The organism is Hyphomonas sp. (assembly GCF_013823385.1).
Classification (GTDB): Bacteria; Pseudomonadota; Alphaproteobacteria; order Caulobacterales; family Hyphomonadaceae; genus Hyphomonas.
Window position 1 is genome coordinate 17,759 of sequence record NZ_PNMA01000022.1, and the last position, 17,856, is coordinate 35,614.

The window sequence follows — 17,856 nt, forward strand, 5'->3', positions numbered from 1 at the left end:
GCTGCCGGCCACTCAGTCGGCCGCGCGCCTCAGGGCGAGGAGCGCCTGCTCCAGAATCCCTTCGCTGGCGGCGCAGACGATCTGCCCGCCAAGGGCCGGAGCTTCGCCCCGCCAGTTGGTAGCGATGCCGCCAGCGCCGCGGACGACCGGTATCAGGGCGGCCACATCCCACGCCTTGAGGCCCGACTCGGCGACAAGATCCAGCGTGCCGCCGGCGATGCGGGCATAGGCATAGGCATCGAGTCCATAGCGGGTGATGCGGGCGGTGGCGCGCAGATGGTTCCAGGCGCCCTGTTCCGGCGGCGTGAAAATGAAGGGGTCGGTGGTGGCGATGGTGGCCGTGCGCAGGTCGGGATTACCCGAGACGCGGATGGGCATGGCGCCCGTTGCGGTTTCCATCTCCGCCCCGCCCGGCCAGCCGATATAGCGCTCGCCCACGACGGGCTGATCAATGACGCCGATGACCGGAACGCCTTCGGGATCTACCAGGGCGATGAGGGTGGTCCAGACCGGCAGGCCGCCGACGAAGGCGCGGGTGCCGTCGATGGGGTCGAAATACCAGCGCCAGCCGCTTTGGGAAGCGGTGTCTGGAAATTCTTCCCCGGTGACGCCGTCTGCCGGGCGTTCCTGCGCAATGATGGCGCGCATCGCCAGTTCGGCGGCGCGGTCAGCCTCGGTAACGGGATCAAAGCCGGATTTCGCGGTGCCGGATTTATGGTCGACACCGTTCAGGTTCCGGAAATGCGGGCGGATCGCAGCCCAGGCCGCATCGGCTAGCCGGCGGGCGAGGGCGATGTCGTCAGCGATATTGCGGGTATCGGTCATGGGCGAGGCGATGCCCCGCCCATGAGATGAGGTCAAGCGGCGCCGGTGCTGGAGGTGTCCTGCTCAAGGGCTTTGGCAAGCTCAAGCAGGCGGCGGCGGGGGCGTTCGCTGAGGCGGTAATAGGCCCGCACCAGTTCCAGGGTCTCTTTCTGGGAGAGAATGTCGCCTTCCATCTGTTCGGCATCATTGGCGGCGTTGGGCACAGCGCCCTGCACGGCCATACCGTCAAAGAAATACTGGACGGAGACGTTCATCGCCCGCGCCAGATCATAGAGCCGCGAGGCGGTGATGCGGTTTGCGCCGCATTCATATTTCTGGATTTGCTGGAAGCGCACGCCCACCTGGGACGCCAGTTCCTGCTGTGTCATGCCCAGCAGTCGGCGGCGGCGGCGCAGGCGTTTGCCAACGTGCAGGTCTGTTTCGTCAGCCATGATCCCTCTCCATATTGGTGCGGGACCGCCAATCAGTCCCAAAACAGGATATTCGCGCAGTTTCTACGCAAATGCCGTGCCGGAGCGGGGAAACTGCCCGAAGATTGGGCATATGCAGGGGGCGGGGCAGGGTGCGGCGAATAGGTTCTTGGCCGTTTGTGCATCGCAACATAGTTTGGTCTTGCACTTCGGTGCAGACGCCTCTGGCGTTTCCTCCCTTTGACTTCGGCCGCGCCCTTTGGCGCGGCCTTTTTTCTTTCAAAACAGGGATTTGTCAGCGGCTGGGGAGCTGCCGGATGGCCTCGACCATCTCCATGATGGCTGCTTCCATGACTGGCCGGAGCCGGGCAAAGCCGCTGGACCGGGTGATTGCCTGCTCATCCATGTAGAGGCCGCGATTGATTTCGATCTGGATGGCGTGAATGCCGCGCTTCGGGCGGCCATAGCGGCGGGTGGTGTAGCCGCCGGCATAAGGGGCGTTGCGGGCCACGGTGAGGCCGTGATTGCGGAATACCCGCTCCAGCCGGTTCACCAGACGGGGATCGCTGCTCGATCCGAACCGGTCGCCCAGGACAATATCGGTCAGATTGCGCCGCCCCGGTTGCACGGACGGCATGGAATGGCAGTCGACCAGCAGCGCCCGGCCATGCAGGGCGCGCTGCGCATCCAGCAGGGCGGCGAGCTGGCCGTGATAGACATCATGCACGCCGGCGAGGCGCTGTTCGCCCTCGGCCTTTGACAGAAGGCGGCCATAGATCGCCTCTCCCCTGGCGCCGACCTTGGGAAGACAGCCAAGACCTGCTTCGACGCGCGGTGTCGGCAGGGCGCAGGCGCGGGGCGGGCCGTCATGGAACATGGCGGGATCCAGCTCGTGCGGGTCGCGGTTGAGATCCACAACCGATCGCCCAAACCGGGCCGCAAGCAGGTGGGCGCCATGCCGGGGCGCGCTGGCAAACAGCTCGTCGACAAAGGCATCTTCGGTCCGGCGCACATCCATCAGGGGGACGCAGAGCGCTGAAACCATGGCCTCGGGATAGAAATTGCCCGAATGCGGGCTGGCAAAGACGATGGGCGCAGCCCCCGTTTCCGGCGCCGAGAGCAGGAAGGGCACATCAAGCCCATCCGGGCTGGCGGGCATTCCTTCATAGATCCTTAAGGCGGGCGACGTATCCGGCATCAACGCAATGGTTTGACAATCGTTCGCAAGGTCAAGGCCTTTCAGCGCTTGCGTGTGGCGTCAGTCTTGCAAGCCTTTGTGTTCATCGCCGATTTACCATCGGTGGGCTTAATGTCTTAATTATGTGAGTCGCATCACAGGGGACCCTGCGTGACAAAAATCCTGCTTGCTGAAGACGATGATTCGATGCGCACTTTCCTGGCTTCAGCGCTGCGCCGCGCCGGGCATGATGTGCAGGACTATGCGGACGGAGAAACGGCGCTTCAGGCGCTTGAGCGCGAAGTGTTCGATCTGCTGCTCACCGACATCGTGATGCCGGGGCTTGACGGGATCGAGCTTGCCCGCCGGGGCGCAGAACTCGATCCGGCCATGAAGATTGTCTTCATCACCGGCTTTGCCGCCGTGGCCCTCTCCTCGGGTTCGCCGACGCCGGCCGGCGCCAAGGTTCTTTCCAAGCCATTCCACCTGCGCGAAATCGTCGAAGAGGTGGACAAGGTGATGGCGGCCTGAGGCAGACCGTGCCTTCAGCTGTACATCTCGCATAAAGGCCGCTTGACGCGCCAGCGCGGATTGTTCATTACGCCTCTTCTTCAGGCTTGGCCCGGTCGGGTCATCGCCGTGAAGGGCGGTTAGCTCAGCGGTAGAGCACTACGTTGACATCGTAGGGGTCACAAGTTCGAACCTTGTACCGCCCACCATTCCTTCCCTTGTGAAGTTCTCACCCTGCGCTATCGTTTTCCCTGCAGGAGCTGCCGGGGGATGGGCATGTCGAAGTTTGCAGTGAGATCATCAGCGGCGCTTATCGTCGGCATTTGCCTCACAGCCTGCATTACTCAGCGCGAGCAGGTCCTGGCCCCCGATGCCAGCGGCATAGTGATCTTTGCCGGAGATGATCAGCCGGTCGACGGCGCTCAGGTGCGCTATGTGGGTGCCGAGGGCCTTGCGTCGGCGGTAACCAGACCGGACGGAAGCTTCAAGCTGCAGGGGCTCACCGAAAAGCGCACGATCGTTGCCATGCCGATGGGAGGCGTTTTCCGGGATAGCACACTGGTGAAGGTGTCTGCGCCGGGGTTGGCGGATGCCTATGCCAGCGCGGCCTTCATAAATGGCGGACAAGCTGCGCAAGCCCTGTACCGGGTTGTCGTCCTGATGTTCCCTGCTGATGCGCCGGATACGCCCCTCCACAGCCTGATGAGGGACTGTATAGCGGTGCCCGAACAGGACCATGCTCTGCATCTTGCCGGCTATGTGGCTGCGATTGATCCGGAAAACCCGCCAGACTGGTTCGACGAAAACACTGCGGAGGCGATTTCCGAGCATTTGCGGCTCGCATTGCCCTCGTCCGCTTTTCTGCCATGCGAGCAGATGAGCGAAGCCTATGAGATGTTCAGGGCCCAGACTGAACCCCTTAGGACGCTAGAGAACGCAGCCTTTTATCAGGCAATGCCGATAGAGTTCCGACCCTCGGCTGAAGCAGGCAGCCAATAGCGACGCCTCGTTGGGGGTATTGCGACAATCGCAACGCTTTCTGGCAGGCGGAGGCCATGCTAGCCGCGGCGGGATGCTGCTCCAATTCAGATCTGGTGCCGCCTGCTTTCTGGCAGTGCTGGCGATCAGCCTGCAGATTTTTCTGCCGGGAGCTGTGTCTGTTGCCCAGGCGAATGGCGTCGATACCGGGCGTTTTCTCTGCACGACGCCCGGTTTTGAGCCGAGCGCGGAAGCGGTTGAAACAGCGCGCCAGCTTGCGGCCCTTCTCGGGGACGAGGCACCCGATGAAACGCCTATGGCGGATGATTGCCCGCTGTGCATGCTGGGCCAGGCCGCGACGCTTCCTAGCCCGGTTCTGATTGTCGGGCCGGCGGGGTTTCCCGCTGCAGTGCCCGCCCCCCAATATGATCCGGGATTTGCGCACCCGCCCCGGGGGCCGCCGCTGGGGCCCAGAGCGCCGCCCGCACACATCTGATCGCAGACTTTTCTCCGGCCCGGTCAGATCGGGCTTCCGGGGGCGCTTCAGGGCGCCCTGCTTTCAGTTATGAGATACTTCCTATGCCTGCAAAATTATTCTCCCGCCTCCTGACGGGGGCGGCGCTTGCCGCGTTTGCCGCGCCCGCGATGGCTCAGGATTCCGAGCCCGCGCTTCAAGACGTGATCGTTGTCACCGGTTCGCGCCTTTATACGGCGACCCAGCAAAGCGTTACCCCGGATGTCGCGCCGCTGCAGGGCGGTGATATCACCTACCTCACGGCCCGCACGCCGGGCGGCGCCCGCATCGGGAACGGCGAACTCTCCGGTCAGATGCAGTATCGCGGCCTCTTCGGCGAGCGGCTGAACCTGCGGGTTGATGGCCAGCGGTTTGCTTCGGGCGGGCCCAACCTTATGGACCCGGTTTTCCACTATGCCCCGGCGCCCCTGATTGCCGCAGTTGTCATTGACCGGGGTGTGAGCCCTGTTTCCAAAGGCCCTGGCCTCGCCGGGGGCGCGGACGCTGTGTTCAAACGGATTGGTTTTGCAGACAGCCCGGACGTCAGCTTCGGCTATGACCTGACCTTCGGGGCAAGAAGCATCAATGAAAGCACCTCTGCGGGCGGCGTGGCCGGCGCCGCAAACGACACCTGGCGGTTCAATCTTCTCGGCACCTGGGAAGAGGGCGGGGACACCGAGTTTGCCGTCGGCACGATCGGTGGGACTGGTTTGGAGCGCGAGGTATTCGGCGCGTCCGCCGGGGTGAGAACGGCCCTTGGCGAGTTCTCGATCGATATGCGGCGGCAGAATACCGGGCCTTCGGGCAATCCGCCTTTTCCAATGGATATCGTGTATTTCGACACGGATTTTGCCCGGATCGGTTATTCCAAGGCGTTCGGCGGCGTGCGGGTAGCGGCAAATGTTCATTATACGGATGTCGCCCACCTTATGGACAATTTCTCGCTGCGGCCTGCGCCGGCGGCGATGATGCAACGCGCCACCTTTGCGGATGCAAGGACACAGGGCGGTGATCTTTCGCTCGCCTTTGCCGCATTTGGCGGTGAGCTGGAACTTGGCATAGATGGCGAGCGCGTCGAACATGACGTGACCATCACCAATCCGAACAATTCCGCCTTCTTTGTGACGCCGTTCCGCAAGGCTGAAGCAGAGCGCTTCGGCGGTTTTGCCGAATGGAGCGGCGCGGCCGGGATATTCCAGTCCCAGCTTGGCCTGCGCATTGATCAGAACAGCTATGATGTGGGCGAGCCGGTGGTCGGCCCGGCGCTGGCCATGGGGCCGCGCATGCTGGCAGCGGCCTTCAGCGGCGCTGACCTTTCCGGCGAGGAGACGACCGTCGATGCCGTCGCCCGCTTCTGGACGACAGTGCAGAATGGTCTTTCCTGGCGGGCGACGTTCGCGCGCAAGCAGCAGATGCCCGGCTATGTCCAGCGGTATGGCTGGCTGCCGCTGGATGCCAGTGGCGGGTTGGCCGATGGCAATATCTATGTCGGGGATCCCGGCCTTGAGCCGGAGACGGCCTGGATTGCCGAGTTTGGGGCCGATTATGCCAGCGCGCGCGCCTATCTGCGCCCGACGGTCTTCCTGCGCCAGGTGGACAACTACATCCAGGGGGTGCCCTACGACGCCACAATCGGGGTGGCCGATACGCTGGTGGAGACGGTGGCCGCTTCGAGCGGCGACCCGACACCGCTGCGCTGGGATAATGTTGATGCGCGTCTTTACGGGTTTGACCTTGATGCGGGGTATGATTTCGGCGGCCCCCTGCGGGTCGATGGTGTGCTGAATTATGTCCGGGGCGAGCGGCGCGATGTGGACGACAATCTCTACCGTGTTGCCCCGCCCAGCCTTACGGTGGGCCTGAGCTGGGAGGCGGCCAGCTGGTCGGCAACCTTCGAGACGCGGGCCGTCGCCGATCAGGAGAACGTTTCGGTGACCAACAGCGAAGCGGCGTCGAAGGGGTATGTCGTGCTCAGCGCCTATGGCCAATGGGCGATCCGCGAGGGCGTGAAGGTCTCTGCGGGTGTCGAGAACCTGCTTGATCAGGTCTATAAGGACCATCTGTCCGGATACAACCGCAACGGCTTCGGGGATGTCCCTGTCGGAGAACGTATTCCGGGGGCAGGCCGGGGGGTGTTCATCCGCCTCAGTGTGGCCGGCTGATCCCGAGCGAAAGGCAAATGACAGCCGCTGGCAGGTTGCGCCTGGCAGCGTCTGTCATCCTGCCGCCGGCAGGCCGGCCCGCCAATGGGTATTCCGGCTGGCAATTCAATGGCCATTTGTTGCCGTTTTTCGATAAATACTTCTTGCGTGGCAAAACCGCTTTGCTACCTTTCCGCCACGTCCGCAGTCCTGCGGGAAACATCGGAGGCGTGAGCAGAATGGCGCAGACAACAAGCCCCTCGGCACTTCAGTATCTCGACAAGGCCATGGGCGGGCTGAAACAGCTCGGGCTTGTGCCGGACAATTCCAGGAATGGGGCGGCGCCGATTGTGGCGCTGCTGGAACAGATTGCCCATCTGGAACCGGAGAAGGTGGCCGCCATTGCCCGCACGCTGGACCAGGCGAGCCTTTTCAATGATGTGGTGCGCGAGCAGGTGGCGGGCATCACCATCGGCGAGCGGTATCAGGCCATCACCACCGCCTTCAACACCATCCGGGACGACGCCAAGTCTCTCGTGGACCAGTATGCTGACGGCAAGATCTCCACCATGGAGCGCGTCTCGAATGTCTGGATGAAGATGACGCGCGGCGACATCGCCGCTCGCTTCGGCAAGATCAAGGACATCTACCTCGAGGTTCAAAGCGAGTCGGCCAACCAGATCGACCGGGAACGGAAGATACTTGAGGCTTATCTCGATTTCCGCGGCGCGATGAAACAGTCCGAAGTGCTGGCGCTGGAGGTGCTGAAGGCAGCTGAGGCGGAGTTGGAAGCTGCAAGACTGAAAGTGGGTGAGGCGGTGGCCGCTGTCGCTGCCTATTCCGGTGAGGACGCGGCCGAGCGCGCGCGCCTCGAGCTTGCCCGTGATGAGCAGCTGCGCCTGCTGCAGGCAGAGGAGAAGCGGTATCAGGTTTCCAAGGACCTCTCCGACAATATCACCATCGGCTATAATACCTCCGAAGTGATCATGGCGCGGCTCGTTCAGACTACGAGCGCAAAGGAGCGGGTTTATGCTCAGTCTGTCAGCTTCTTCTCCACCAATGAGATCGTGCTGACGGCGCTGACAGCGAGCTTCACCGGCATGCACGGCCTGCACGAATCCACCCAGACGCTGGAAGCGATGAAGAAGGGGGTGGACCAGAGCCTGGAAGTGCTGGCCGATATTGGCGGGCAGATCCAGGAAGCGGCAGTGAAGGCGGGTTATGGCCCGACGGTTTCGGCGGCTTCGGTGAAAATGCTGGTGGAAAGCGTCGTCTCCTATCAGGAGCGTACACAGACGATCATCGCCGAGATGCGCAAGCTTGCCACCGTGAACTCTGAGGAAATCCGGGAAGCGGTGGAGGATGGCAAGCGCCGCCTGACGAAGCTGGTTGAGGAGGGCGCGACCCTCGCGCTGCTTCCCAAGCCGTGAGCACGCCCGCCGTCCCGCAGGCAAAAGATACGAGCAAGCTCGACGATGTCCTTCTTGCGATGGATGTCGTCGACACGCTGCGCCACCGGGAACAGCTTGTCCTCAGCGAGCTGGATGCCGGGGCGCGGGAAGCGGCGCTGCTTGTGCGGCTGAAGGAAATCTATGCGGCCCAGGGCATCGATGTGCCCGAACATATCCTGAAGGAAGGCGTCAAGGCGCTGGAGGAACGCCGGTTTCAATATGAGCCGCCCAAGCCATCCCTCTCCGTGACACTGGCGAAAATCTATATCGCGCGCAGCCGGTGGATGATGCCTGCTGCGCTGGCGGTGATTGCGGCGGGCTCGCTGGGCGCGGCCTGGCATCTGGGCGTGGCAGTGCCCGAGCGGCAGAGGGCAGAAGCAGCGCGGATCGAGATTGCCGATACGCTTCCCTCCGAGATCGGACGATTGCACGCGGCGGTGACGGGCGCGGCGCTGGAAGATGCTGCGCGGCTCAAGGCCGATGCCCTTAAGGCAGAGGGCGAGCGGGCGATTGCCGCGGGAGAGGTAAAGGCTGCCCGCGCAGCGCGGGACGCTCTGGCGGTGCTGCAGAAAGACGTGTTGGCGGTCTATGAGGTGCGGGTGGTCTATGGGCCGGGTGAGGCGCGGTCCGGCGTTTTCCGTATTCCCGAAGATGTGCCCGGCGGGCGCAATTATTATCTCATCGTGGAGGCCGTCGATCCGAATGGCGTGCTGGTTCAGGTGCCGGTGACGAGTGAGGAGGATCGCCGGTCGGCCCGGGTGACACGCTGGGGCCAGCGTGTTTCGGAGGCCGTGTTCCAGTCGGTGGCGGATGACAAAGGCGATGACCAGATCATCCAGAATTCCGTCATCGGACGGAAAACGGCCGGGTATCTCTCGCCGGAGTTCACCGTAGAGACGCCTGGCGGGGCCATTCTGAAATGGTGACGGAATGAGCAATACCTTTAATGGCCGCGACGCGCTCGCCGCAATCGATACGCTGGTCGCCCGCACGCGCCAGTCGCTGGCAGAGGCCTTGTCAGCTGCCGATGCTGCAGAGGCGCGCCGGGCGGCGATTCAGAAGGAACAGGCGGGCGCCTATGCCGCCCTGGCGCAGCTGAGGCTGAGCTATGCGCAGGCCGGGAATGGGGGCGTCTCCTCCCTTCAGAAGATAGCCGCGTCCACGAGCGACATTGCCGAGCGCCATGCCGCGTTCGTGGCGCGGGAGCGTGTCATGCTGGAAGCGGCAGCGGCGGCGCTGAATGCAAAAGAAACTGCGCGCGCCCAACTGGCAGCGGCGTATGACGAGGCCATCGCGGCCTTTGAGGCGCGGGTGGCCGAGGCTGAGGCGCAACTGAAACAGAGCAACGAATATGCCGTACTGACAGGCGCTGCCGAAGAGGCGCGCGCAATGACGGGGCGCGCGGCCGAGAAGCTGGAAATCGCGCGGGCAGACCGGGAAGAGAAGGGACGCTCCTACCGGGAAGACAAGCTGTTCAGCTATCTCTGGACACGGAAGTTCCGCTCGCCAGAGTACGAGGCCTCGCCGCTGATCCGGATGCTGGATGGCTGGGTGGCAAGGCTCTGCCGGTATGATCAGGCCTTTCTCAATTATCAGCGCCTGACGGAGTTGCCCGAGCGCATTGCAGAACATGCCGCCTATATGGCCCGGCTCGCGGAAGAGGCCGAGGCAAAGCTGGTTGAGGCGGAAGCGGCCGCGATGGCTGCAGCAGGCACGGGCGCGCTGAAGGCAGAGGCGGAGACTGTTCGCGCCGCCATCGAGGCCTGCGACGCAGAGATCGCCGAGGCCGAAGCACGCTACCGGGAGACGGCAGAGCGACACGAAGCGGCCTTGCGGCAGGAGGTTGGTCCTGCGGTGGAAGCACGTCAGATGCTGGAAGCGGAGTTGCGCAAGGCGAGCTTTCCGGATCTGCGCGTGCTGGCGGCGGAAACGGCTGAGCTGGATGATGACCGGCTGGTGGATAAGCTCGTGCGGTTGCGGGCCGAAGAGATGAACCTGGAGCTGGAGGCGGGCCGGGTAGCGGCCCGGCCGGGCGCCCTGCGGGATGAGCTGGGGCGGGTGGAGGCGCTGCGCCGGCAGTTCAAGCAGGCGCGGTTTGACAGTCCTTATGCCGTTGTTTCCAAAGCCGCTTTTGACGAAGTGATGGCCGATCTGATGCGGGACAAGGTTGATGTGCGCGGCGCATTGCAGCGGCTGAGCCGGGCGGTGCGGCGGGCGGAGGCGCCGGCCCAGGCCCACCCCGATTTCGGGGGACAGGGCCGCAGCCAGACGATTGGCCTGCCCGATGTGCTGGGGGGTATGATCGGCGGCGTCCTGGGCGAAGTGCTGGAGGAAGTGATCCGCGAGACGACGCGTGGCGGGGGTGGATACGGGTCGGGCCCGATCTTTCCGGGGCCGCCGAAGCGCCCCTCGCGGCCGTCCCGCAGCGGCGGGCGATCCTTCCCCTCAGGCGGGGGAAGGAAGGGCGGTGGCGGGTTCAAGACCGGCGGGGGTTTCTGAATTAAATCAGAGCCCCAGCTGCCCCTTGGCGAGGATGCCGCGTTGGATTTCGTTGGAGCCGGCATAGATGGAACCGGCCCGGTCATTGAGGTATTTTGCCGGGACAGTGACGGCACTTTCCGGACCCACAACCGGGACATTTCCGGACAGATCCGGACAATTCGGGACAAGAACCGGACCGCCGGGGGACGTATGCTGCGGCTGGAAGGGCGCGGCATAGACCCCGGCAAGCTCGATCGCGAGCTCGGTGAGATGCTGGCTGAGCTCGGTGCCGCGGATCTTCATCATCGAGGCCTTGAGGCCCGGTGTGCCGCCCCCGGCGAGGTCTGACATCTGCTGGAGTTCGGCGGCCTCAAGCGCGAGGATCTCTGCTTCGGCCAGCGACAGCTTGCGGGCAAAGCCAGGCTCGAGCAGACCCTCTGCGGCGGCGGTGGCGCGCAGCGCCCGGAGGCGGGCGAGGAGGCGGGGCCCGTAGGAAGAGCCGCCCCGCTCAAACTCCAGCAGGTATTTGGCGACGGTCCAGCCATGGTTCACCTGGCCGACGACATTCGCCCTGGGCACGCGCACATCAGAGAAGAAGACCGCGTTCTGGATATGCTCGCCCGAGAGCATGAGGATCGGATCGACGCGCACGCCGGGGGCGTTCATGTCTATCAGCAGGAAGGTGATGCCCTGCTGCAGCTTTCCGGAGCTGTCCGTCCGGACCAGGCAGAACATCATGTTCGCCTCATGGGCGTGGGTGGTCCAGATCTTGGAGCCGTTGCAGATGAAATCATCGCCCTCTTCGACGGCCGACATGGTGAGGGCGGCGAGGTCTGAGCCGGCATGGGGCTCTGAATAGCCCTGGCACCAGAAATCCTCGCCCGAAAGGATGCGGGGCAGATAGTAATCCTTCTGCGCCTTCGAGCCATGGCCGATGAGGGCGGGGCCGCACATGCCGATGCCCATGGGCGAAAGCGGCGGGGCGCCGGCGCGGGCCATCTCGACGTCGTAGATGTAGCGCTGGGCGGGCGTCCAGTCCGTGCCGCCATACTCGACCGGCCAGGAGGGCGCCGCCCAGCCCTGCTTGACCAGGATCGCCTGCCATTCCAGCGCGACCTCCTTCGTCGCATACACGCTGGTCATCCGCTGGGCATAGGCGCGCAGCGAGGGGGTCAGATGATCGGCGAGGAAATCACGCACTTCCTCACGGAAGGCTTCTTCTTCAGGGGTGAAGGACAGGTTCATGGGATGGCTTCCCTGGGTGTTGAGGAGATGCGGGCGGCCTCGACGAGACGGCGGCGTTCAGGTTCGGATTTCCAGACAAAGCTGCGGGGCAGGCCCAGGCGTTCGGCGGCCTGAGCGGCGGGGCCATTGAGATCAGGCGTGCGTTCGGCGATCGCCGCCATGCCTTTGACAGTGAGCCGTCCGGGGACGGAGAGATCATACTCCTTGCCGAGTTCCAGCTTCTGGCGGACCGGGCGCGGCAGGATATCGACAGCGGCATGCACCAGCGCGCTCTGCAGGCCTCTGGGCACGCCGGGTGCGGCGCGGCCCGACTTCATGATGGCGAGAAATTCGGTATTGATCGGGTGAGGCTCGAAGCGGGGGAGGAGGTGGGCCATCATGCAGTTGAAATGTTCCACCGAGCGCAGGGGGTGTTGCGCGCCGTAAAGGCGGGCCACAGCGGCGCCTTCGGCAAAGAAGCGGTTCATCTCGTCATCCGTCAGGGGCCGGACAAAGCGGTGATAGGCGATCAGGAAGCCATAGGAGGCTGTGGCGCTGACCCAGTCCAGCAGCTCCGGATCGAGCGCGAGGTACGCCTCTCCCGAAGGCGTTTCGCCCCTGACGCGGGCGTGCATGTTGGTAACGCCCTGAATCACACGCCGGGCCGCGCTGGCGGGCCCATACGTGCCGACCATGGCGGCAATGCCGGTGCGTTTGGAGCGGCCGATGGGATCTGTCTTGAAGACCGAATGATCCCAGACCCCTGAGCGGATCCGGGCGTCGGCAAATTCCAGCAGCACGGCGCAGACGCCGCCAATGGCCAGGGCCACGGGATTCTTGAACACCTGCCAGGTGACCGAATCAGGCGGGACAAGACCGGCTTCGCCGGGCGGCGCCGTATAATCGACTTTCCAGCCGAGATAGGATTTTGCGTCGCTCATGGTCTCCTCCCCAGGAGTTGGCCATGAAACATATCGCAGGGCGTATGGCCTCAACAGACGCGACGTGGCGTCACCCGGCAAGTCAGATGGTGCGGGCGCCGGGGTTCCGCGTCATCGACGCCAGGCGGGCAAGCGCCCGATCTGCGTCAGGCTCAGGGCCGTTCGAGCGCGCGGACATCGTTGTTCATCGTCGCAAGCTTGATGCTGACGAGATAGGCCTTCTCGGCTTCCATATTGGCCAGCACAAGCCCCGCCTGGTCGGGCACCATGAGGCGCAGGAAGCCGGCGGCAAAGCCAGCGTCCATCTTGTTGAAGATCTGGGCGGCCTGATCGGCCTTCATCGCGCCATACATGCGGGAGAGGTGTTCGATGTCCTGGTCGGAGCTTGCCTGCATCTGCTCCCAGCGCGCTTCCAGGGTCTGCTGCAGGAGTTTGAGCTCGGCCGTCTGCTGAGCCAGCTGGTTTTCCCAGGCCTGGAGTTCCAGCTGCTGCTTTTTGAGCTCCGCGCGTTCAGAATCGAAGAGCCACTGGTCTTCCTGCAGCAGGGACGCGGATTCTGAGGAGAAGCAGACCTGCGCCAGGCCATCGGTGCGGGCGGCGGCCGGGACCGGGCCGGGCGTAGCCGGGGGCGCGCCTACGGTGCTGGTGGCTGCCGCAGGGGTTGCTGCGGCATTTGCCGCTGTGTCTGCAGGGGCTTCGGCAAAGGCCAGCGCGTCCGGCAGGAAGCGGGTTGCGCCCCCGATCGTGAACAGGACACCGAGGGTCAGGAGGACGTTTGAGCGGTTGTGCATGGGCATAACTCTTTTCGATCAGGCCGATTTTGCACGGGAAGGGGGGGCGGTGATGTCTGCCTGGCTGGCTTCGGAGACGGCTCGCATCTGGCGCATCAGGGCGGTCATCTCAACGATGCGGGCGCGGGACTGGTCGAGCACATCGCGCATCATGACGTTGAGTTCTGTCTGGGCGGCATGAACCTGGTTGGTTACGCCCGTTTGCGAGCGTTCCATGGTCATGATGGTGTCTTCGAGGCGTTTGCACATCTTCTCCCCATCATTGATCAGATGGGCGAGACGGGTGGCCATGCTTTCAACGCGGGTGCGGGTGTCATGGGTGGCCTGCGACATGGCGGAGACCGAATTGGTCATCGCGGTGATGGTCGCGCCGAGGCCATCCTTCGTGTCCTGAAGGGCCCGCAGGCGCTTGGACAGGACGAAGCAGTACACACAGGCGGCGGAGGACACGAGGAAAATCGCGACGTCGGTGGGCTGTATGGTGTTGATGAGGTTTGAGATGTCCATGGCGCTACCTCAGCAAGAATTCTGTGATCAGGACGCCGTTTGAAGCTGCGCTGCCGACCACCAGTTCGGAGCGGCGCGCCAGCTGTTCGCGCAGGTGCGGATAAAAGCCGGGATCTTCGAGATCCTTGAGCTCGATCGAGCGGAGATAATTGTTGAACGCATCGACCAGCATCGGCTCGGCCTCTTTGACCTTGGCGGCGTTGTCCTTGCTGGTGACGATGGACAGGTTGAGCTTCAGATAGCGGTCGGCCGGCGCGCTGCCGATGGTGATGATGATTTCCTTGATCTCGACATAGGCCTGATCCTGCGCAAGCGGCTTGAGGGCCGGCGCAGCCGATTCCGTACCCGCCGGCGGGCACGCCGCAGCAGGAGGTTGGGCAGGCGGAGTCAGGAAGTAGAACAAGCCGAAGGAGCTCGCCAGGGAGGCGGCAGCAACTATCAGCAGCCCGGCGATCCCGCCGCCGGACTTCTTCCCGGATTCTGTCTGCCCCGATTCGTTCTTGTCGGGTTTCTTCGCCATCTAGCCCCTCATTCAATCTCGTGAGGCACCTTCCTAATGACTGATCCGGGGTAAAGATAACCTTAACGATTTGGCGCCAAATATTAATCATTACAGCTGACTCGTATGCAGCCTGGGGCGACCGCATTTATGAAATTCATCGATACTCTGAAGGCTCTGCCGGTTTCACGGCAGCTTATGCTGGCCGCGGCCGTGGCCGGGATCATCGCCGCAATGAGCTTCCTGGTTCAGGGGGTGACGCGCGAGCCAATGACTTTGCTCTATTCGGGCCTTGAGCCCGCCCATGCCGGCGACATCATCAAGGAACTGGAACAGTCCGGAACCCCTTATGAAATCAAGGGCGAAGCGATTTTCGTGCCGCAGGGAAAGCGGGACGCGATCCGCTTTACGCTGGCCCAGCAGGGCCTGCCGCGCCCCTCGGTACAGGGCTATGAATTGCTGGACGAGGTGAACGGCTTTTCGGTCACTTCGGAGATGTATAACGCCGCCTACTGGCGCGCCAAGGAAGGCGAGCTGACGCGGACGATCCTGGCGATTCCCGGTGTCACGGCGGCGCGGGTTCATATCGGCGCGAATCTGCGGTCTGGTTTCTCGCGCTCGCAGCCTACTCAGACCGCTTCGGTAACCCTGACGACGGTGCGCCCCATGACGTCCGGCCAGGCAGAAGCCATTCAATACATGGTGGCGCTTGCCGTGGCCGGCCTCAATGCCGAGGATGTTGCGGTGATCGATCCGGCCAAGGGCATCCTTGCCGGGCCAAAGGCCAACCGGACAGAAGAACCGGCCATCGCGGCGGCCACCCAGGCGAGCCTGCTGGAGCAGAAGATCCTCAGCCTGCTGGAGCCTCGCGTGGGGGCGGGCAATGCGCGGGTGTCGGCCACCGTCGATGTGAGCCGGCATCGCCAGCTGACGTCAGCGGTCACGTATGACCCCAATTCCCGGGTCATCCGTAACCGGACGACCAATGATTCCAGCGGCGCAAGCGCCGGGGCAGGCGGCGGGATGACCGTTGCGAGCAATCTGCCGCAGGGCGCGGAGGGCGGCGGCAACACGGCCACCAACAAGAATTCGGTTGAAACGGTCTCCTACGAGATCAACGAAACCCGCACCGAAGTCGAAACCCTGCCGGGTGAGATACAGCGGATTACCATTGCCGTGCTGCTGAACGAGCAGGCGCTGGGGATTGATCCGGCCGCCGCGGATGCCGCTGAGCGCGCAAAGCAGATGGCGGCGGGCTTTGAACAGTTGATTGCGTCGGCAGCCGGGATCGATGTTGCCCGGGGTGATACGATTTCGATTGAGCTGATGCCGTTTCAAGCCTTGCCGGTGGAAGACCTCGTCGAGGCGCCTGGCCTGTTTGCACAGCTGATGGAGCGGTATTTCTGGTCTGGCCTGCAGGCCTTGCTGCTGGGGCTTGTGGTGATCGTGCTGGGGGTCGGCGTGGTGCGCCCGATGCTTGTCCAGAAGCCGAAGAAGGCTCTGTCTCCGGATGGAGCGGCTGGCCTGGGCGCGCTCGGCGGGGAAGACGCAGAAAACGATCCGTTTGCCTATCTCAAGAATTATGCAAGCGAGCGGCAGGATGAAACGGCTGCCCTGTTGCAGCGCTGGCTTGCCGAAGACCAGCAGCCAGCTCAGGCCGATCCCATGGCGTCTGCCTTCGAGAACCGGAAGGTGGCCGTAAATGAGTGAGGCCATCTTTTCCAATCTGCCGCGGTTTGATGTCGTGGCAGGGCCGCGCCCGGCCGAGTGGCTGCGCGCCATGATCGCCGGCGAGGAGACGCACGCCCCCGCCCAGCTTCCGGAGATGGAGGAGCCCGAGCCGCTGTTTGCAGACGAGCCAATGCCGGCTCAGCCTGCTGTTGTGCATCCGGTGCCGCGGGAAACGGTCGCGCTGCAGGCAGCTGTTTCCGGCCTTGCGGGCCTTATGGAACGGATCGATCAGGAATCCCGTCAGTATGCTGTGGAAACCGCGCAGGCCGTTGCCGCTCAGCTTTTTCCCGAACTCTCCCGGCGATTTCTGGCGGAAGAGATCGGCCGTAACCTGCCGGGACTTCTTCCGTCGGCTGCGCCTGTGGTGGACATATACGCCGAACCCGAGCTTGCGGCGCAGATGGTGGAGATGGTCAGCCGCCATCCTTCTCTGGAAGGGCGCTGCAACATCATCCCGAGCGAAGATCAGGGCTTCGGGCGCGCCGAAGTATCCTGGCGCACGGGCGGCGTGACATTTGACTTCGAAGGCCTGCTGACGGCCTGCCTCAACGACATTGGATCAACATATAAAACGACTACGGAGCACAAGTGATGGCAAATCCTGAAATGTCCCTGCCGGAGTTCGACGGTCAGGATCGCCGTGATCCCTCCGGGCGCAACTCCTACCGCCGGCTGATTTACAGCGTACCGGTCACGGTCTCGGTCTCGATTGGCCAGAAGCGGCTCAGCGTTCAGGAGATCCTTGAGCTGCAGCCTGATTCGGTAATCGCGCTGAATTCCAAAATAGACGATCCGGTTGACCTCTTCATTGATGATAAGCTGATCGCCAAGGGCGAGCTGGTCGAGACAGAAGATGGCCAGATCGCCGTCAAGATCGTTGAGATCATTGAAAAACCTGTGGAACCGGAATGATCCGAACACCGGCCATTTTCCGCATCCTGCTTCTCGCCGCGTTCGCGGCGTGCCTTGCCTTTTCCGGGCATGCGCAGGAAGCGCCTGCAGCGCTGGAAGGGTTGCTGAACCCGTCCGGTGACGGACAGCTTTCCAGTTCCGTTGTCCAGCTGGTCCTGCTGGTTACAGTGTTGAGCCTTGTGCCCGGCATTGCGATGATGGTGACCTGCCTGCCTTTCATGGTCATCGTTTTCTCCTTCATGCGCCAGGCGATTGGCGTTCAGCAGGCGCCGCCGAACATGATGATCATGGCGCTTGCCATGTTTCTCACATTTTTCATCATGGAACCGGTTTTCATGTCGGCCTGGGCGAACGGTATCTCGCCCTATATGGACGGCACTTTGAACGAGCAGCAGGCTTGGGCGCAGTCGACCGAACCCTTCCGGGCCTTCATGACCCAGCGGACCGATCCGGAAGCGCTGCTGACCCTTGCCGATGCGGTCAACCGCCCGGTTGTGGAGGGCCAGCCGCCGCCTTTCTCATTGCTGGCCACGGCCTTCATGCTCAGCGAGATAAAGCACGCATTCCAGATCGGATTTGTGATCTTCCTGCCGTTCATGGTGATCGATCTTGTCGTTGCCTCCGTTCTCATGGCGGTGGGCATGATGATGGTGCCGCCTACGGTTGTGTCCTTGCCGTTCAAGCTCGGATTCTTCGTGCTTGCAGACGGATGGCTTAAGATAACGGAAGCAATTCTTAGGGGTTATGCGGCATGAGTCGTCGCA

Annotated in this window: 19 protein-coding genes and 1 tRNA gene; 12 read left to right on the forward strand and 8 right to left on the reverse strand. The window is 63.3% G+C overall.

Annotated elements, in window-relative coordinates:
• Positions 1-12 precede the first annotated feature (12 nt).
• The 3 genes from C0456_RS13105 to C0456_RS13115 form a co-directional block, all read right to left on the reverse strand.
• On the reverse strand, positions 13-825 hold the full coding sequence (locus tag C0456_RS13105; protein WP_291052819.1) for an inositol monophosphatase family protein: 813 nt from the start codon (positions 823-825) through the stop codon (positions 13-15).
• Positions 826-857: 32 nt separating this feature from the next.
• Positions 858-1,256: a helix-turn-helix domain-containing protein gene (locus C0456_RS13110; RefSeq protein WP_035600103.1), complete on the reverse strand. Its 399-nt coding sequence runs from the start codon at positions 1,254-1,256 to the stop codon at positions 858-860.
• 274 nt (positions 1,257-1,530) lie between these two features.
• Entirely contained in the window at positions 1,531-2,394 is an 864-nt protein-coding gene (locus C0456_RS13115) for an N-formylglutamate amidohydrolase (RefSeq protein WP_291052824.1), read from the reverse strand.
• A 189-nt stretch (positions 2,395-2,583) separates the two neighbouring features.
• Between C0456_RS13115 and cpdR the strand changes: the two genes are divergently transcribed.
• The 8 genes from cpdR to C0456_RS13155 all read left to right on the forward strand — a co-directional run bounded on the left by cpdR (position 2,584) and on the right by C0456_RS13155 (position 10,505).
• Positions 2,584-2,943, forward strand: coding sequence for a cell cycle two-component system response regulator CpdR (gene cpdR, locus C0456_RS13120; RefSeq protein WP_035600105.1), 360 nt, complete (start codon positions 2,584-2,586; stop codon positions 2,941-2,943).
• A 113-nt stretch (positions 2,944-3,056) separates the two neighbouring features.
• Positions 3,057-3,131: transfer RNA gene (locus C0456_RS13125), tRNA-Val, on the forward strand.
• 67 nt (positions 3,132-3,198) lie between these two features.
• Positions 3,199-3,921, forward strand: coding sequence for a hypothetical protein (locus C0456_RS13130; RefSeq protein WP_291052828.1), 723 nt, complete (start codon positions 3,199-3,201; stop codon positions 3,919-3,921).
• 73 nt (positions 3,922-3,994) lie between these two features.
• Entirely contained in the window at positions 3,995-4,396 is a 402-nt protein-coding gene (locus C0456_RS13135) for a DUF2946 family protein (protein WP_291052831.1), read from the forward strand.
• A gap of 83 nt (positions 4,397-4,479) precedes the next feature.
• Positions 4,480-6,576: a TonB-dependent receptor gene (locus tag C0456_RS13140; protein ID WP_291052834.1), complete on the forward strand. Its 2,097-nt coding sequence runs from the start codon at positions 4,480-4,482 to the stop codon at positions 6,574-6,576.
• Between the two features lie 218 nt (positions 6,577-6,794).
• On the forward strand, positions 6,795-7,985 hold the full coding sequence (locus C0456_RS13145; RefSeq protein WP_291052837.1) for a cell surface protein: 1,191 nt from the start codon (positions 6,795-6,797) through the stop codon (positions 7,983-7,985).
• A complete protein-coding gene (locus C0456_RS13150) occupies positions 7,982-8,932 on the forward strand; it encodes a DUF6384 family protein (RefSeq protein ID WP_291052840.1) in 951 nt (316 codons plus the stop codon). Before C0456_RS13145 ends, C0456_RS13150 begins: the two co-directional genes overlap by 4 nt.
• A gap of 4 nt (positions 8,933-8,936) precedes the next feature.
• Positions 8,937-10,505 (forward strand): hypothetical protein, encoded by a 1,569-nt coding sequence (locus C0456_RS13155; RefSeq protein WP_291052842.1) that lies wholly within the window; start codon positions 8,937-8,939, stop codon positions 10,503-10,505.
• A gap of 6 nt (positions 10,506-10,511) precedes the next feature.
• Here C0456_RS13155 and C0456_RS13160 read toward each other — a convergent pair whose 3' ends face one another.
• The 5 genes from C0456_RS13160 to fliL all read right to left on the reverse strand — a co-directional run bounded on the left by C0456_RS13160 (position 10,512) and on the right by fliL (position 14,470).
• A complete protein-coding gene (locus C0456_RS13160) occupies positions 10,512-11,732 on the reverse strand; it encodes an acyl-CoA dehydrogenase family protein (protein WP_291052845.1) in 1,221 nt (406 codons plus the stop codon).
• Positions 11,729-12,652 (reverse strand): oxygenase MpaB family protein, encoded by a 924-nt coding sequence (locus tag C0456_RS13165; RefSeq protein ID WP_291052847.1) that lies wholly within the window; start codon positions 12,650-12,652, stop codon positions 11,729-11,731. Before C0456_RS13165 ends, C0456_RS13160 begins: the two co-directional genes overlap by 4 nt.
• Before the next feature lie 152 nt (positions 12,653-12,804).
• Positions 12,805-13,443 (reverse strand): hypothetical protein, encoded by a 639-nt coding sequence (locus C0456_RS13170; RefSeq protein WP_291052850.1) that lies wholly within the window; start codon positions 13,441-13,443, stop codon positions 12,805-12,807.
• 18 nt (positions 13,444-13,461) lie between these two features.
• Positions 13,462-13,950 carry a hypothetical protein gene (locus C0456_RS13175; protein WP_291052855.1) on the reverse strand — a complete coding sequence of 163 codons (489 nt, stop codon included), beginning with the start codon at positions 13,948-13,950 and terminating at the stop codon, positions 13,462-13,464.
• A 4-nt stretch (positions 13,951-13,954) separates the two neighbouring features.
• Positions 13,955-14,470, reverse strand: a complete 516-nt coding sequence (gene fliL / locus C0456_RS13180) for a flagellar basal body-associated FliL family protein (protein WP_291052858.1) — start codon at positions 14,468-14,470, stop codon at positions 13,955-13,957.
• 129 nt (positions 14,471-14,599) lie between these two features.
• Between fliL and fliF the strand changes: the two genes are divergently transcribed.
• From fliF to fliP, 4 genes are read left to right on the forward strand one after another with little or no spacing between them, the layout of a single operon-like run.
• Positions 14,600-16,159, forward strand: coding sequence for a flagellar basal-body MS-ring/collar protein FliF (gene fliF, locus C0456_RS13185; RefSeq protein ID WP_291052861.1), 1,560 nt, complete (start codon positions 14,600-14,602; stop codon positions 16,157-16,159).
• Entirely contained in the window at positions 16,152-16,772 is a 621-nt protein-coding gene (locus tag C0456_RS13190; RefSeq protein WP_291052863.1) for a hypothetical protein, read from the forward strand. The genes fliF and C0456_RS13190 overlap by 8 nt, the downstream gene beginning before the upstream one ends.
• Positions 16,772-17,092 (forward strand): FliM/FliN family flagellar motor C-terminal domain-containing protein, encoded by a 321-nt coding sequence (locus C0456_RS13195; protein ID WP_291052866.1) that lies wholly within the window; start codon positions 16,772-16,774, stop codon positions 17,090-17,092. Before C0456_RS13190 ends, C0456_RS13195 begins: the two co-directional genes overlap by 1 nt.
• Positions 17,089-17,847: a flagellar type III secretion system pore protein FliP gene (gene fliP / locus C0456_RS13200; protein ID WP_291052869.1), complete on the forward strand. Its 759-nt coding sequence runs from the start codon at positions 17,089-17,091 to the stop codon at positions 17,845-17,847. The genes C0456_RS13195 and fliP overlap by 4 nt, the downstream gene beginning before the upstream one ends.
• Positions 17,848-17,856: the final 9 nt, after the last annotated feature.